The 14443-nt window shown below is 59.3% G+C and carries 11 protein-coding genes; 2 read left to right on the top strand and 9 right to left on the bottom strand.

What is annotated here, in order from left to right; all coding sequences use genetic code 11:
• Positions 1 to 54: 54 nt before the first annotated feature.
• The 7 genes from EKL02_RS04610 to ccsA form a co-directional block, all read right to left on the bottom strand.
• Positions 55 to 1224 (bottom strand): ribonucleotide-diphosphate reductase subunit beta, encoded by a 1170-nt coding sequence (locus EKL02_RS04610; protein WP_128900948.1) that lies wholly within the window; start codon positions 1222 to 1224, stop codon positions 55 to 57.
• Positions 1225 to 1311: 87 nt separating this feature from the next.
• Complete coding sequence (locus EKL02_RS04605; RefSeq protein WP_128900947.1) at positions 1312 to 4242, bottom strand: ribonucleoside-diphosphate reductase subunit alpha; 2931 nt, start codon at positions 4240 to 4242, stop codon at positions 1312 to 1314.
• A gap of 341 nt (positions 4243 to 4583) precedes the next feature.
• A complete protein-coding gene (ampD, locus tag EKL02_RS04600) occupies positions 4584 to 5210 on the bottom strand; it encodes a 1,6-anhydro-N-acetylmuramyl-L-alanine amidase AmpD (protein WP_128900946.1) in 627 nt (208 codons plus the stop codon).
• Positions 5197 to 6720, bottom strand: coding sequence for a sigma-54 dependent transcriptional regulator (locus tag EKL02_RS04595; RefSeq protein ID WP_128900945.1), 1524 nt, complete (start codon positions 6718 to 6720; stop codon positions 5197 to 5199). Before EKL02_RS04595 ends, ampD begins: the two co-directional genes overlap by 14 nt.
• A 22-nt stretch (positions 6721 to 6742) precedes the next feature.
• A complete protein-coding gene (locus tag EKL02_RS04590) occupies positions 6743 to 8506 on the bottom strand; it encodes an ATP-binding protein (protein ID WP_241687781.1) in 1764 nt (587 codons plus the stop codon).
• Between the two features lie 11 nt (positions 8507 to 8517).
• Positions 8518 to 8769: a PP0621 family protein gene (locus tag EKL02_RS04585; protein ID WP_128900944.1), complete on the bottom strand. Its 252-nt coding sequence runs from the start codon at positions 8767 to 8769 to the stop codon at positions 8518 to 8520.
• Positions 8766 to 9578: a cytochrome c biogenesis protein CcsA gene (gene ccsA, locus EKL02_RS04580; RefSeq protein ID WP_128900943.1), complete on the bottom strand. Its 813-nt coding sequence runs from the start codon at positions 9576 to 9578 to the stop codon at positions 8766 to 8768. The genes EKL02_RS04585 and ccsA overlap by 4 nt, the downstream gene beginning before the upstream one ends.
• A gap of 142 nt (positions 9579 to 9720) precedes the next feature.
• Here ccsA and ffh point away from each other — a divergent pair, with 142 nt between their 5' ends.
• Positions 9721 to 11088, top strand: a complete 1368-nt coding sequence (gene ffh, locus EKL02_RS04575; RefSeq protein ID WP_128900942.1) for a signal recognition particle protein — start codon at positions 9721 to 9723, stop codon at positions 11086 to 11088.
• 260 nt (positions 11089 to 11348) lie between these two features.
• Positions 11349 to 11831, top strand: coding sequence for an SWIB/MDM2 domain-containing protein (locus tag EKL02_RS04570; RefSeq protein ID WP_128900941.1), 483 nt, complete (start codon positions 11349 to 11351; stop codon positions 11829 to 11831).
• Between the two features lie 137 nt (positions 11832 to 11968).
• Here the strand turns inward: EKL02_RS04570 and EKL02_RS04565 are convergent, their stop codons facing one another.
• Both EKL02_RS04565 and EKL02_RS04560 read right to left on the bottom strand, forming a co-directional pair.
• Positions 11969 to 12574: a lytic transglycosylase domain-containing protein gene (locus tag EKL02_RS04565; protein ID WP_128900940.1), complete on the bottom strand. Its 606-nt coding sequence runs from the start codon at positions 12572 to 12574 to the stop codon at positions 11969 to 11971.
• A 77-nt stretch (positions 12575 to 12651) separates the two neighbouring features.
• Positions 12652 to 14385 (bottom strand): proline--tRNA ligase, encoded by a 1734-nt coding sequence (locus tag EKL02_RS04560; RefSeq protein WP_128900939.1) that lies wholly within the window; start codon positions 14383 to 14385, stop codon positions 12652 to 12654.
• Between the last annotated feature and the right edge of the window lie 58 nt (positions 14386 to 14443).

Raw genomic sequence — 14443 nt, 5'->3', positions numbered from 1 at the left:
CCGCCCTGCATTCTCTCCGCTTGTGCCTTGTTCCGTCACACGCTATCGAAGCGATCATTCCCAGCTAAGGGCGCCACCGGTTTGATATTCGATTACACGTGTCTCGAAAAAGTTTCGCTCTTTCTTCAAATCGATCATCTCGCTCATCCAGGGGAAGGGATTCTCTTCCTGCGGGAACAGCGCTTCAAGACCGATTTGCTGTGCGCGGCGATTAGCGATGAATCGCAGATAACCCTTGAACATCGCAGCATTCAAACCGAGCACACCACGCGGCATTGTATCCTCTGCGTAACGATATTCCAACTCCACCGCGCGTAAAAACAACGATTTGATCTCTTCGCGGAATTCCGGTGTCCACAGATGCGGGTTCTCCATCTTGATCGTGTTGATCAAATCGATCCCGAAATTGCAGTGCATCGATTCGTCGCGCAGGATGTACTGGTACTGCTCGGCGGCGCCCATCATCTTGTTCTGGCGGCCCAGCGCAAGGATCTGCGTGAAGCCGACATAGAAGAACAGGCCTTCCATCAGGCAGGCAAACACGATCAGCGAGCGCAGCAGTTGCTGGTCGGTTTCGGTGGTGCCGGTCTTGAATTCCGGATTGGTCAGGATATCGATGAACGGGATCAGGAACTCGTCCTTGTCGCGGATCGATTCGACCTCATGGTAGGCGTTGAAGATTTCGCCTTCGTCCAGGCCGAGCGACTCGACGATGTACTGATACGCGTGGGTGTGGATCGCTTCTTCGAACGCCTGGCGCAGCAGGTACTGGCGGCATTCCGGCGCCGTGATGTGGCGGTAGGTGCCCAGCACGATGTTGTTGGCGGCCAGCGAGTCGGCGGTGACGAAAAAGCCGAGGTTGCGCTTGACCAGGCGGCGCTCGTCCTCGGAGAGGCCGTTCGGGTTCTTCCACAGCTCGATGTCGCGCTGCATGTTGATTTCCTGCGGCATCCAGTGGTTGGCGCAACCGGCCAGGTACTTGTCCCAGGCCCACTTGTACTTGAACGGCACCAGCTGGTTGACATCGGTCTGGCCATTGATGATGCGCTTGTCGGCAGCATTGACGCGCCGCTCGGTGCCGCCCTCGATGGCATCCGGGCGCGCCACCAGCGCCGGATTCAGGGCCACGTCCTGCAGCGATGCGCCGGCCTGCGGCTGGCTGGAGGTTACCGGCTGCAGTGCCGGCTGCACCGAGGTGGTGCTTTCTTCGTCCCAACTTAACATAGTTATCCTTGTATCTAATCTTGAAGTCGTCCGGTTTATCGGCGGCGCGATCAGACCGGGATCATGATCGCGCACGGTCAAAACAGCTTATTGACAAGCCTCACACTCTTCGAAGCCAGCGTCGCCCGGACGCATGGTGCAGACGGGGCCGGCCAGGTCTTCCGCCGCAATCGGTCCGGCCGCGAAACCGCCTGCCGCCGCACCACCGCTGGCACTGCCATCAGCCGACACGGCATTCAGGGCGCCGGTGCGCGAAGTCGATTTCTCGGTGTGGGTCGCAGCCATGGTACGCAGGTAGTAGGTCGTCTTCAGACCGCGCAGCCATGCCAGCTTGTAAGTCTCGTCGAGCTTCTTGCCGGAGGCGCCAGCCATGTAGATGTTCAGCGACTGCGCCTGGTCGATCCATTTCTGGCGGCGCGAGGCAGCCTCGACCAGCCATTTCGGCTCGACTTCGAAGGCGGTGGCGTAAATCTCGCGCAAGTCCTGGGGAATGCGGTCGATCTTGGCGAGAGTGCCGTCGAAGTACTTGAGGTCGGCGATCATGACTTCATCCCACAGGCCGCGCGCCTTCAGGTCGCGCACCAGGAACTCGTTGATTTCCGTAAATTCACCCGACAGGTTCGACTTCACATACAGGTTCTGGTAGGTCGGCTCGATGCAGGCCGATACGCCGATGATGTTGGAAATCGTCGCCGTCGGCGCAATCGCCACGCAGTTGGAGTTGCGCATGCCGTGCTGCTTGATGCGCGAGCGCAATGCCGCCCAGTCCATGCTTTCGGCCGTATCGACTTCCAGGTAACCGCCGCGTTCCTCGGCCAGCAGCTTCAGGGAATCCTGCGGCAGGATGCCGCGGTCCCACAGCGAGCCCTGGTAGGAACTGTAGCGGCCGCGCTCCTCGGCCAGCTCGGTCGATGCCCAGTAAGCGTAGTAGCACACCGCTTCCATCGAGCTGTCGGCAAATGCGACGGCGTCTTGCGAGGCATACGGTACGCGCATCATGTGCAGGCAATCCTGGAAACCCATGATGCCCAGGCCGACCGGACGGTGACGCAGGTTGGAGTCACGCGCCTTCTTGACGGCATAGTAGTTAATGTCGATGACGTTATCCAGCATGCGCATGGCGGTCTGGACGGTTTTTTGCAGCTTGACCAGGTCCAGCTTGCCATCCTTCATGTGGGCCGGCAGGTTCACCGAACCGAGGTTGCACACGGCGATTTCCGACTCGTTGGTGTTGAGCGTGATCTCGGTGCACAGGTTGGAGCTGTGGACGACGCCCACGTGTTGCTGCGGCGAACGGATGTTGCACGGATCCTTGAAGGTGATCCAGGGATGGCCGGTTTCGAACAGCATCGACAGCATCTTGCGCCACAGGTCCATCGCCGGCAGCTTCTTGAACAGCTTGAGCTCGCCGCGCGCAGCCTTGGCTTCATAGCCGAGGTAGGCTTCTTCAAAAGCCTTGCCGAACTTGTCGTGCAGGTCGGGCACGTCGGAGGGCGAGAACAACGTCCATTCGCCTTTTTCCATGACGCGCTTCATGAACATGTCGGGAATCCAGTTGGCGGTGTTCATGTCGTGGGTGCGGCGGCGGTCGTCGCCGGTGTTCTTGCGCAGGTCGAGGAATTCCTCGATATCCATGTGCCAGGTTTCCAGGTAGGCGCACACTGCACCCTTGCGCTTGCCGCCCTGGTTGACCGCCACGGCGGTGTCGTTGACCACCTTCAGGAACGGCACCACGCCTTGCGACTTGCCGTTGGTGCCCTTGATGTGGGCGCCGAGCGCGCGCACCGGGGTCCAGTCATTGCCCAGGCCGCCGGCGAACTTGGCCAGCAGGGCGTTTTCCTTGATGGCTTCGTAGATGCCTTCGAGGTCATCGGCCACCGTAGTCAGGTAGCAGGAAGACAGCTGCGAGCGCTGGGTGCCGGAATTGAACAGGGTCGGCGTCGAGCTCATGAAGTCGAACGACGACAGCAGGTTGTAGAACTCGATGGCACGCGCTTCGCGGTTGGCTTCATTCAGGGCCAGGCCCATCGCCACGCGCATGTAGAACGCCTGCGGCATTTCGATGCGCACGTCGCTGATATGCAGGAAATAGCGGTCGTACAGGGTTTGCAGGCCGAGGTAGCCGAATTGCAGGTCGCGCTCGGGCTTCAGGGCCTGGGCCAGCTTGGCCAGGTCGAATTCGGCCAGCTTGGCGTCGAGCAGGTCGGCTTCGATGCCCTTCTTGATGAATTTCGGGAAATAATCAATATAGTGCGCCGGCGCATCGGCTTGCGCCACTTCCTGGCCAAACACTTCCTTGCGGATGGTATGCATCAGGAGACGTGCGGTGACCAGGCTGTATGCCGGGTCCTTTTCCATCAGCGCGCGCGCGGCCAGGATGGCGGACTTGTGCAATTCCTCGACCGGCACGCCGTCGTACAGGTTCTTGAGGGTTTCACTCAAGATGGCATCGGCGTCGACATGCTTTTCCAGACCAACGCACGCTGCAGCAATCATGGCCTGCACTTTCACCAAGTCCAGCGGACGGCGCTGGCCAGCTTCGACCACATGCAACTCAGGCACCTGCTGCGCCGGCTTGGCGGCCTGCTGCTGGGCACGCTCTTCCATGCGCTTGGCACGATACAACACGTAGGCACGCGCCACATCGTGTTCGCCGGATCGCATCAGCGCCAGTTCCACCTGGTCTTGCACGTCTTCTATGTGAAAGGTGCCGCCGGCCGGCTGGCGGCGCACCAGGGCATTCACCACATTGGCGGTGAGTTGCTCGACCAGTTCGCGCACACGTGCCGATGCTGCGCCCTGCCCGCCGTTCACCGCCAGAAAAGCCTTGGTCATCGCAATCGAGATCTTGGCCGGCTCAAAGCCCATCACGGCGCCATTACGGCGCAGGATACGATAATCGGCCAGGCCGTTTGCGCCAGCCGATGTCGCTACTGCAGGAGCAAGGGCGCTGTCGGCCGGAGGTACCGCACCGTGTTCGATGGGGGACTTGATGGAAATTTCTTGGGTTGATTGCACTTGACCTCCTAATGCTGTATTGCCAACAGCCAAATGCTGCTGACGATTGTTCTGAAAAGCCTGCAAGCGCCAGGCTTCCCCCCATTGATAATGATTTGATTGTGTTATACAGCCCGGCCACTGTACTGCCGGCCAGGCTTGCCCTTGAAGAGGTTACAGCTTCCGAATTACCATGCGCCTCGCCGGGAGATCGCTGTGAGGATTTTTACTCTTCGAAAGGTTTCCCACTACATCTAGTGGTTTGATTTGCGAACCAAACTAATTCTAGTACCTGAGATTGCCATGCGCAATATATTTTTACATTCAAAAAAATAATTTTTTTGCTGTCTGGAGGTTGACAATCAGGCGGGACGGACATCCAGGGCCGGGAAGGCCAGCCCCATTGAATTGCTCGTTGCTTTTTCGTGTTGCCGGACAAGGACGCAATAAGCAGTCCAGTCGAAATATGGCCCGGGATCGGTCTTGCGACCGGGGGCGATATCCTGATGGCCGGTCACCGCACGCAAGGCATAGCGTCGTCGCAATGCAACAGTCAGTTCTGCCAGGGTGTGGTATTGGCGATCGTCGAAAGGAACAAAGTCACTGCCTTCCAGCTCAATGCCGATCGAAAAATCGTTGCAACGCTCGCGTCCCTCGAACGAGGACACGCCGGCATGCCAGGCCCGCTGGTCGGCGGACACGAATTGTATCAGGCCACCGTCGCGGAGTATCAGGAAATGCGAAGACACGCGCAAGCTGCGCAACTGGTCGAAATACGGATGGATATCGCAATCGAGGCAATTGCCGAACAAATCAGCAATATAAGGACCACCGAACTGCCCCGGAGGCAGGCTGATATTGTGAATCACCAGCAAATCGATATCGGTCGGTTCGGGCCGCGCATCGAAATTGGGCGACGGCCGGTGCTGCGCCTGGCGGCACCAGCCGTCGGCATCCATCTCCAGCGCGAGCGGTTCATTCCGGTTCATGAATACTTAACCTCTGCATACGGTAACGCAACTGGCGAAAGCTAATTCCAAGCAATTCCGCGGCTTGCGTACGATTGAAACGGGTCTGCGCAAGCGCGCGACAAATGATTTCGCGCTCGACCTGGTCCAGATGATCCGGCAGGCTGGCCGGCAAGGGCGGCAACTCGGCTACGGCCGCCCCGAGCGGCTCGGCCACGTCGGGCGTTGGCGGCATGTGGAAGCGTACCGATACGGTATCGGCAGGAGCGTCCCCGGCAAACGTTGACTCAGCTGACTGCAGCATCGGTTCCGCGACCTCGGGCGCGGCCGCCGGCGCTGCGGCAGCAAGCCCGGAAGGCACCATCCCGGCAGCTTTCAAGGCCAGGTCGGCCACTTCGATGACATCGTCATTGGCAAATGCCATGGCGCGTTCCAGAATATTTTCCAGTTCGCGCACATTGCCCGGGAAAGAGTAGCCGCGCAGCGCTGCGAGTGCGGCTGGCGCCAGTGTCACCCTGGCCATGCCTGGCCCTGCCAGTTTTGCCAGGATCGTCTCGGCCAGCAAACCGACATCCTCCAGCCGCTCCCGCAGCGATGGCAGGCGCAATTCAATCACGTTCAGACGGTAATACAAATCCTGGCGAAACTTGCCTTTTTCAACGCACTCCGCCAGATCCTGGTGCGTCGCACTGATCAAGCGCACATCGACCGGCTCTTCGACCGTCGCGCCGACCTTGCGCACGCGCCGCTCCTGAATGGCACGCAACAGTTTTACCTGCATTGCCAGGGGCAAGTCCGCCACCTCGTCCAGCAGGAGCGTACCGCCATTGGCTGCCTGGAAAAAACCATCGCGATCCTCGGCCGCTCCGGTAAACGCGCCCTTGCGATAGCCAAAAAATTCCGCCTCCATGAGGGATTCGGGTATGGCGCCGCAATTCACGGCAATGAATGCCTTGTCGGCACGAGCGCTTTGCGCATGGATATCGCGCGCCGCCAGCTCCTTGCCGCTGCCGGACTCGCCGGTGATGGCAATCGGTGCCATGCTGCGAGCCAGACGCGCTATTTGCGTACGCAAATCCTGCATCAGCGAGGATTGCCCCATCAGGCGCAGGCTGATGCCGCCGCCGGCAACCGCGGGCGCCTTGCCGCCCCCCCCTGCAACTGTACTGATGCGCAAAGCCGACTGTACCAGCAAACGCAACTGGTCCAGCCCGACCGGTTTGCTCAGGTAATCAAAAGCGCCGGCTTTCAGGGCGGTGACGGCATTGTCGGCACTGCCGAAAGCGGTAATGACGGCAATCGGGGTATTGCGGCAGGCACCAGTCACTTCCCGCACCAACTCAATGCCCATGCCGTCCGGCAGCCGCATGTCGGTCAGCACCAGCGCATATTCGTGCTGCTGGAGCAGCGCGCGCGCGGTTGCCAGGCGATCGGCACTATCCACATCCAGGCCCATTTTGAGCAAGGTTATCTCGACCAGCTCGCGCAAATCGGGCTCGTCGTCGATCACCAGTATGCGGGGTACGCTCATATCAGATTCTTGTTATAGGTAGTCAATGCGGATGGGCGATGGCCATCGTAATGACGAAACGCCCGCCCGCAGGCTCCGCGCCGCCATCGCCGGCGTGATATTCGTAATCGAGCATGGCGCCGTTGTTAATGCACAATTCCCGCGCAAGGTAGAGCCCCAGCCCCGTGCCCTTGCTCGATGTGGTGTAAAACGGTTCGAAAAGGTGGGCCCGGACCTGTGGCGTGATCGGCGCACCATCATCCTGCACATGCAACTCCAGCCTTCCCGCGCCATCCGGCATGGCGTACACGCGAATGCTGTCAGGGCTACCGCTGGCATAACGCAAGGCATTCGCCAGCAGGTTAAACACGACTTCACGCAGGTGCAAGGGATCGAACCAGACGTGTAAATTCGCCATGCTGCCAATGCGCATGAGGTCCGCTGCCAAACCATGGGTTTCGCGAAATTCCGACAGCGTTTCAGCAAAAAAATCTTCCAGGGCTAACGGGGCCGCCTGCGGCTGCGCCTTGCGCGAGAGCTTCAGGATATCTTCGATCATGCAATTAAGCCGTTTGACGTTATCGCCGACGATGGCAAGCAATCTGGCTTGTGCAGGATTGGTCTGTTCCTCGCCGAGCAAAGCGGCGGCGTAGGAAATCGACGATAGCGGATTGCGCACCTCATGCGCAATGCTCGCGGTCAGGCGCCCCATCGAAGCCAGTTTCAATTGCTGCGCCTGATTTTCGATTTCCGTCACGTCCTGCAAGAAAATCACGGTCCGGTCGGTGACGCGGCCTTCGGCATATACCTTGGCGAAGCGCAATTTCAAATGCGCTGCCAGATCATGCCGCAAACCGCGCATGGCGCTGCCGGCATAGGAAATCGCTTCTTCCGGCGGCTTGATCATGACAAATACCGCTGGCCCTTCCACCAGTCCCGACTCGGCACGGGGCGTGACGGACTGGGGCAACCAGGCAAAAAATGCCTGGGCCACTGGCATCAAGGGAGCGATATCCGTCAGCTTGAAGCGCATTTCAGCATCCGCGAAACTCATGCCCAGCATGCGCTCGGCCGCCGGATTGGCGGTCAGAATGATGCCTTCCGACGACACCACCAGAATCCCGTCGCCCATGTCAGCAATGACCATGCGATTGATTGCCTGCTGCAATTGCAAATCCTCGCCACGCCTTGCTGCCAGGGCTTCCTGACGGATCAGCTTGGCCGCCAGACGGTTAATCACAAGCGCTGCGGCGAAAAAGGCGGCGCCATACAGGCCGGCGTGTGAAATGGAAACTTCGGGCATGTCCCTGGCAAGCTGGTACGCGCTTTCGCCCAGCAATATCAGGCTCACCAGCGAAACGAAAAACAGCGCCCAGACAAGTGGCGCGAGAATGGCACACCCCGCCAGCGGAAACAGATACAGAATCGCCAAGCCGCTCTTGGCGCCTCCCGCGCTGACATACAACAGGGAAATCACGCTGATGTCGACAAGGATTTGCGAGAGTAGTTGCAGCAGGAAACGGCGCCGCCAATACAGTACCAGGATAAAAAACCCCAGCGCCAGCATGAGGTAGCCGAGGCCGGCGGCCAGGTCGCCAAATCGATCCGGCTCCAGAAATGCCTTCTTGCCGCTGAAACTGACATAAATGAGCAAGACCAGCGAAATCACTACACGGGTCACGGCAAAGGTTTGCAGCGAGCGCCAGAAGGCTTCCCGCGAAACGCCGGACGCGCTCGAAGATGCAGCGAAATTTCCGGCAGGCCACACCAGTCGCTTGAGGTCGTGCGATTGCAGATAGCTAGCCAAGACGTTGCCGCTCAATCACCGGGAACAGCCTGACGGCGGTGCTCTTCGGAGCAGAAAACCCTGCCGGATGCCAGCGTGACGGCTTCGGAGGCGGGGAAATAAGTACCGCAACGGGCGCATTGCAACATGGCTTCAGGTTTCAGGTGGCCGCCGACGTCCTGCGACTGCCGGATGCCGCCCTCGTTTTGCACCGGTGCTTTTTTGCTGCGCATTATCCATGCCACGACCAGGGCAACGATCACAAGCCAGATCAACAACTTCATGCCAGTCCCCGGTGCAAGACGACTTCCAATACAAACCGGCTGCCCACATAGGCCAGCAACAAGGTGGCAAAACCGCTCAGGGTGAAGCTGAGCGCCGTCTTGCCGCGCCAGCCGCGCCAGCGCCGCCCGACCAGCAGCAGGCCAAACATGAACCACGACAGCATGGTGAAAATGGTCTTGTGGTTCCACTTTACCGGCTGGCCGAACAACTGGTCGGAAAACACCACGCCGGACAAGACTGTCAGCGTCAGCAGCGCAAAGCCAAGCCCGATCATGCGAAACAGCAGTTTTTCCATGGTCAGCAAGGCGGGCAGGCGATCCAGCGCTGCGGCAAACCAGCCACCGCCGAACGCCGCGGGTGAGCGCGTGTGCAGCTTCGATTCCTGCAGCGCCATCAGAATGGCATGAAAGGCGGCGATCGTCAGGGTGCTATAGGCCAGCAGTGAAATCGCGACATGCCAGGAAAACAATGCCGGCTTGCCCTCAAGGGAAACCACAGTGCCCGGAAATACAATAGGCAACAAAACCGCCAGAGCGGCACAAGGCAAGACCAGCGGGCGCAAGCCATCAAGCGGAAAATTTCGGCTCTCCAGCCAATAAACCGCCACGGAAATCCACAACGTCGCCGACAACATGACCGCGAAACCAAGCCGCAATGCCAATGGTGACAAGACATCCATTGCCAAAGCAATACCATGCAGTAGCCAGCCAATAGCGACACCGAAGGCAATCGCCCGGCGCCTGTCAGCCGGCAGCACGGCACAGGCACCATACAAAGTTGCAGCCAAGAGTGAAATGGAGGTTTGCATCGTTTTAGTTTACACCATGTAATGCTTGCGGCCACCACCTTCGTCGCCGCGGCGCGCATCAGGTAGAATGTCAAGCCTTGCGTCCGGCAAGCAGCAGTGCCGGCCTGCCCCATTGTCCGACTTACATTTTCGCTCCCTATCCATGCTCGACAATCTGACCCAACGCCTTGCCAAAGCCGTTAAAACCATGCGCGGCGAAGCGCGCCTGACCGAGTCCAATACCGCTGAAATGTTGCGCGAGGTACGACTGGCCTTGCTGGAAGCTGACGTGGCGCTGCCGGCAGTGCGCGAATTCATCGCCAAGGTCAAGGAAAAAGCCCTGGGCGAGGAAGTGATCGGCTCCCTGACGCCTGGCCAGGCCCTGGTTGGCGTGGTCCAGCGCGAACTCGCCGCCCTCATGGGGGCGGACCTGGGTCCCGAAGCCAGCCAGCTCAATTTCGCCACTCAACCGCCCGCCGTCATCCTGATGGCCGGCCTGCAAGGCGCCGGCAAGACGACTACCGTGGGCAAGCTGGCCAAATACCTGCGCGAGCAAAAGAAGAAGAAAGTCCTGACAGTCTCGGCCGACATTTACCGCCCTGCCGCCATCGGCCAGTTGCAGACCGTCACCGGTCAGGTTGGCGCGGATTTTTTCCCCTCGCAAGCCAGTGACGAGCCTGTGGCGATCGCCCTGGCAGCGCTCGATTACGCCAAAAAGCATTACCACGATGTCCTCATCGTCGATACCGCCGGCCGCCTTGGCATCGACGAAGCCATGATGCGCGAAATCGCGGCCATCCATGCCGCGGTCAAGCCGATTGAAACCCTGTTCGTGGTCGATGCCATGCTGGGCCAGGATGCCATCAATACGGCCAAGGCCTTCAATGATGCGCTGCCGCTGACCGGGGTGGTGCTGACCAAGCTCGACGGCGATTCGCGCGGCGGCGCCGCCCTTTCGGTGCGCCACATTACCGGCAAGCCGATCAAGTTCGCCGGCGTTGCCGAGAAATTGGATGGCCTGGAGGCATTTGATCCGCAGCGCATGGCCAACCGTATCCTGGGCATGGGCGATATCCTGGCGCTGGTCGAGGAAGCCCAAAAGGGGGTGGACATCGCCGCCGCCAAGGATCTTGCGCAAAAAATCAAGGGCGGCGGCAAGTTCGACCTGAATGACTTCAAGGCCCAGCTGAGCCAGATGAAGAAGATGGGCGGGTTGTCAGGCCTGATGGACAAGCTGCCCGCCCAATTCCAGCAAGCCGCCGCCGGCGCCAGCATGGACCAGGCCGAAAAACAGGTCCGGCGCATGGAAGGCATCATCAATTCCATGACCCCCGTGGAACGCGCCAAGCCCGATCTGATCAAGGCGGCACGCAAGCGCCGCATCGCTGCCGGATCCGGGGTACAGGTGCAGGAAGTCAACCGCATGCTGGCGCAATTCGAGCAAATGCAGTCAATGATGAAGAAGCTCAAGGGCGGCGGCATGATGAAAATGATGCGCAGCATGAAGGGCATGATGCCGGGAACGCGCTGATTGCCCTGCCATGATGTGCCCCATGCTCTCGATTGGTGCAAGGCGCAGAGCAGCGGGCACATAAATCCCCGCCCCTGGTTCCATCGATCCTGATCAAAATCTGAGGCCTGCCTTCCCCCTATGACGCAGGCGTGGCTCGCCGCCTACAAAATCTTGTCAAACTGTGCAAAAAATGCTTGCATCCCATATAAAACGCTACCACTATTAGCGGTGCGTGAAATGGCGCATTTCCCAACACTGATTGTGAAGGAGGTCTCAAGATGGCAACAGCCAAAAAATCCGCAGCCAGCAAACCGGCCGCGAAGAAGCCAGCAGCAAAGAAAGCAGCTCCAGCAAAGAAAGCAGCTCCAGCAAAGAAGGCAGCCCCTGCCAAGAAGGCCGCCGCCAAGCCAGTAGCGAAGAAAGCCGCTCCAGCCAAAAAAGCAGCGCCCGCCAAAAAAGCAGCAGCAAAGCCGGTAGCGAAGAAAGCGGCAGCAAAGCCGAAGACGCCGCGCAAGCCCAATGCAGCCTTCATGAAACCGCTGACTCCGTCCGCCATCCTGGCTGCCGTAGTTGGCGCAACTCCCCTGCCGCGTACTGAAGTCACCAAAAAGGTGTGGGAATACATCAAGAAGAACAAGCTGCAGGATGAAGCCAACAAGCGCAACATCAATGCAGACGACAAGCTGAAGGCAGTCTTTGGCGGCAAGAAGCAAGTGTCAATGTTCGAGATGACCAAACTCATCTCTGACCACTTGAAATAATTTTTGCCAAGTGCCAAACAAAAACGCCCGCATCGCGCGGGCGTTTTTGTTTCCACTATGGTCAGTTAGGGACAGAGGGGGAACCCCTAGCCTGCCGCTTCGCCTTCGCAACCCGGCCTACCGCTTTCCGCAATTCGTCATTTCTGGGTCAGCACCGGCGTATTGGCGGGGTCATCCTGGAATTCCCATTTCTTCCATGCAGCCAGCACCGCATTCGGGTATTCCGCCCGGCCGCGGCTGCCGTTGTAACGGCCGAGCGCCAGATACAGATTGCCGCGCTCCATGTCGATATACATGCGCAGGATCGAACAACCATAGCGCAGGTTGGATTGCATGTGGAAGAGCTTGCTGCGATCGCCATCGCCGATGACACGGGACCAGAACGGCATGACCTGCATATAGCCATGGGCACCTACCGGCGAAACCGCATATTTGCGAAATGCCGATTCCACCTGGATCAGGCCAAGCACCAGGCCTGGATCGAGCCCGGCGCGCTTGGCTTCATACCATGCCGTTCGCAGGAATTCCTGCCTGACCTGCACATCCGGCAGCTTTTTCTTCAGGCGCGTCGACATCTCCCCCAGCCAGTGCAGGTACTTGATGCGCGCGTCGATGTTGTCGAATTGCGGCGTGGGCGGCGCCGCATCCGTAATGGCCCGCGCCAGGGCAATACGGACCGAATCGGCCAAAGCCTCTTCCTTCTGGTTGCCGGCGTGGGCCGATGCGACGCATACCGAAAGCATGACCAGGATCGCGCCTGCGATGCGCCGCCTATTGGTGCAAGAACCTCTGAACAACATGCTTCCCTTTAATACCCGGCTCAAGCTGCCAGTTTCGCTTGCAAGAAGGCGGCCATATCAGCCAGCGGCACGCTGGTTGCGCCAGTATCGCGGCGCCCCTGGTATTCCAGCTGGCCATCCTTGAGGCCGCGCTCGCCGATCACGATCCTGTGCGGCACGCCAATCAGCTCCCAATCGGCGAACATCGCACCAGGGCGCTCCCCACGGTCATCCAGGATCGCGTCGACCCCGGCATCCAGCAATTGGGTATACAGGCGGTCGGTTTCGGCCTTGACCGTTTCACTGCGATCATATCCCATAGGACAGAGCACAACTTCAAAAGGCGCAATCGAAGCTGGCCAGATGATGCCCCGATCGTCAAAGTTTTGCTCGATTGCCGCACCCAGGATGCGGGTGACGCCAATGCCGTAGCACCCCATCTGCATCAGTTGCGGCTTGCCGGTTTCATCCAGATAATTGGCCTGCATGTCCTGCGAGTAGCGCGTACCCAGTTGAAACACGTGCCCAACCTCGATGCCGCGCTGGATTGCCAGCGCGCCCTTGCCATCCGGCGAGAGATCACCTTCCACCACGTTGCGCAAATCGGCAACCAGTGCCTCGGGAACGTCGCGCCCCCAGTTGGCGCCAGTGTAGTGGAAGCCGGCTTCGTTGGCGCCGCAGACGAAATCGCTCATGGTGGCCACGGTACGATCGGCCACGACCTTGACCGGCTTGCGGGTACCGATGGGGCCAAGGTAACCAGGTGGCGTGCCAAAGCAATCCACGATTTCCGCTTCGGAAGCGAAACGGAAATTGGCCAGGCCAGGCACCTTGGCAGCCTTGACTTCATTGAGTTCATGATCGCCGCGCAAGAGCAACAGCCAGATCTGGGTCGCGGCCTTGCCATCCTGTTCGCTATCCACGGCCAGGACGATCGACTTGACGGTCGCAGCGAGGGGCAGCCCAAGCAGGGCTGCAACGTCTTCGCATTTCGCTTTGCCCGGCGTCGGTGTCTTGACCAGATCTGCGGTCGCGGCGGCACGCGCGGCGGCTGGCGCCAGGGCTTCTGCCGCCTCGATATTGGCGGCGTAATCGGATTGCGGGCAGTACACAAGCGCATCTTCGCCGGTGTCGGCGATCACGTGGAACTCGTGCGAGCCGGAACCGCCAATGGCGCCATTGTCGGCAGCGACGGCACGGAATTGCAAGCCGAAGCGATTGAAAATGCGGACATAGGCGTCATACATGACCTGGTAAGACTGCTGCATGCCGGCGACATCCCGATCGAAGGAATAGGCATCCTTCATGGTAAATTCGCGTCCGCGCATCAGGCCAAAGCGGGGACGGCGCTCATCACGGAACTTGGTCTGGATGTGATAAAAATTCACAGGCAGCTTCTTGTAAGACTTGATTTCGGAGCGCACCACATCGGTGATGACTTCCTCGGACGTTGGCTGGATGGCAAAATCGCGGCCATGACGGTCTTTCACCCGCATCAATTCCGGCCCCATCTTGTCCCAGCGCCCGGTTTCCTGCCACAGTTCGGCTGGCTGGACCAGCGGCATCAGGAGCTCGACGGCGCCAGCGCGGTTCATTTCGTCGCGCACGATATTTTCCACCTTGCGGATTACCCGCAAACCCATCGGCATGTAGGTATAGATGCCCGAGCCCAGGCGTTTGATCATACCCGCCCGCATCATCAGCTTATGACTGACGATTTCGGCATCGGCGGGGGCTTCCTTGAGCGTTGAAATAAAAAAACGTGAAGCGCGCATATCGGTGAATTCTTTTTTAAAAAGAGAGGGTTATAATCAACCCAATTTTAAAGGATTA

Origin of the sequence: Janthinobacterium sp. 17J80-10 (assembly GCF_004114795.1) — a bacterium.
Classification (GTDB): domain Bacteria; phylum Pseudomonadota; class Gammaproteobacteria; order Burkholderiales; family Burkholderiaceae_D; genus Paucimonas.
Note: the sequence above shows the minus strand (reverse complement) of the source record. Positions and strands in the feature narration are given on the sequence as shown.

Excerpts from the sequence above, each read along its gene's own strand:
- EKL02_RS04610 (WP_128900948.1), bottom strand. The coding sequence starts at position 1,224 with ATGTTAAGTTGGGACGAAGAAAGCACCACCTCGGTGCAGCCGGCACTG.
- EKL02_RS04570 (WP_128900941.1), top strand. The coding sequence starts at position 11,349 with ATGGCAACAGCCAAAAAATCCGCAGCCAGCAAACCGGCCGCGAAGAAG.
- EKL02_RS04560 (WP_128900939.1), bottom strand. The coding sequence starts at position 14,385 with ATGCGCGCTTCACGTTTTTTTATTTCAACGCTCAAGGAAGCCCCCGCC.
- EKL02_RS04595 (WP_128900945.1), bottom strand. The coding sequence starts at position 6,720 with ATGAGCGTACCCCGCATACTGGTGATCGACGACGAGCCCGATTTGCGC.
- EKL02_RS04565 (WP_128900940.1), bottom strand. The coding sequence starts at position 12,574 with ATGCTTTCGGTATGCGTCGCATCGGCCCACGCCGGCAACCAGAAGGAA.
- ccsA (WP_128900943.1), bottom strand. The coding sequence starts at position 9,578 with ATGCAAACCTCCATTTCACTCTTGGCTGCAACTTTGTATGGTGCCTGT.
- ffh (WP_128900942.1), top strand. The coding sequence starts at position 9,721 with ATGCTCGACAATCTGACCCAACGCCTTGCCAAAGCCGTTAAAACCATG.
- ampD (WP_128900946.1), bottom strand. The coding sequence starts at position 5,210 with ATGAACCGGAATGAACCGCTCGCGCTGGAGATGGATGCCGACGGCTGG.
- EKL02_RS04585 (WP_128900944.1), bottom strand. The coding sequence starts at position 8,769 with ATGAAGTTGTTGATCTGGCTTGTGATCGTTGCCCTGGTCGTGGCATGG.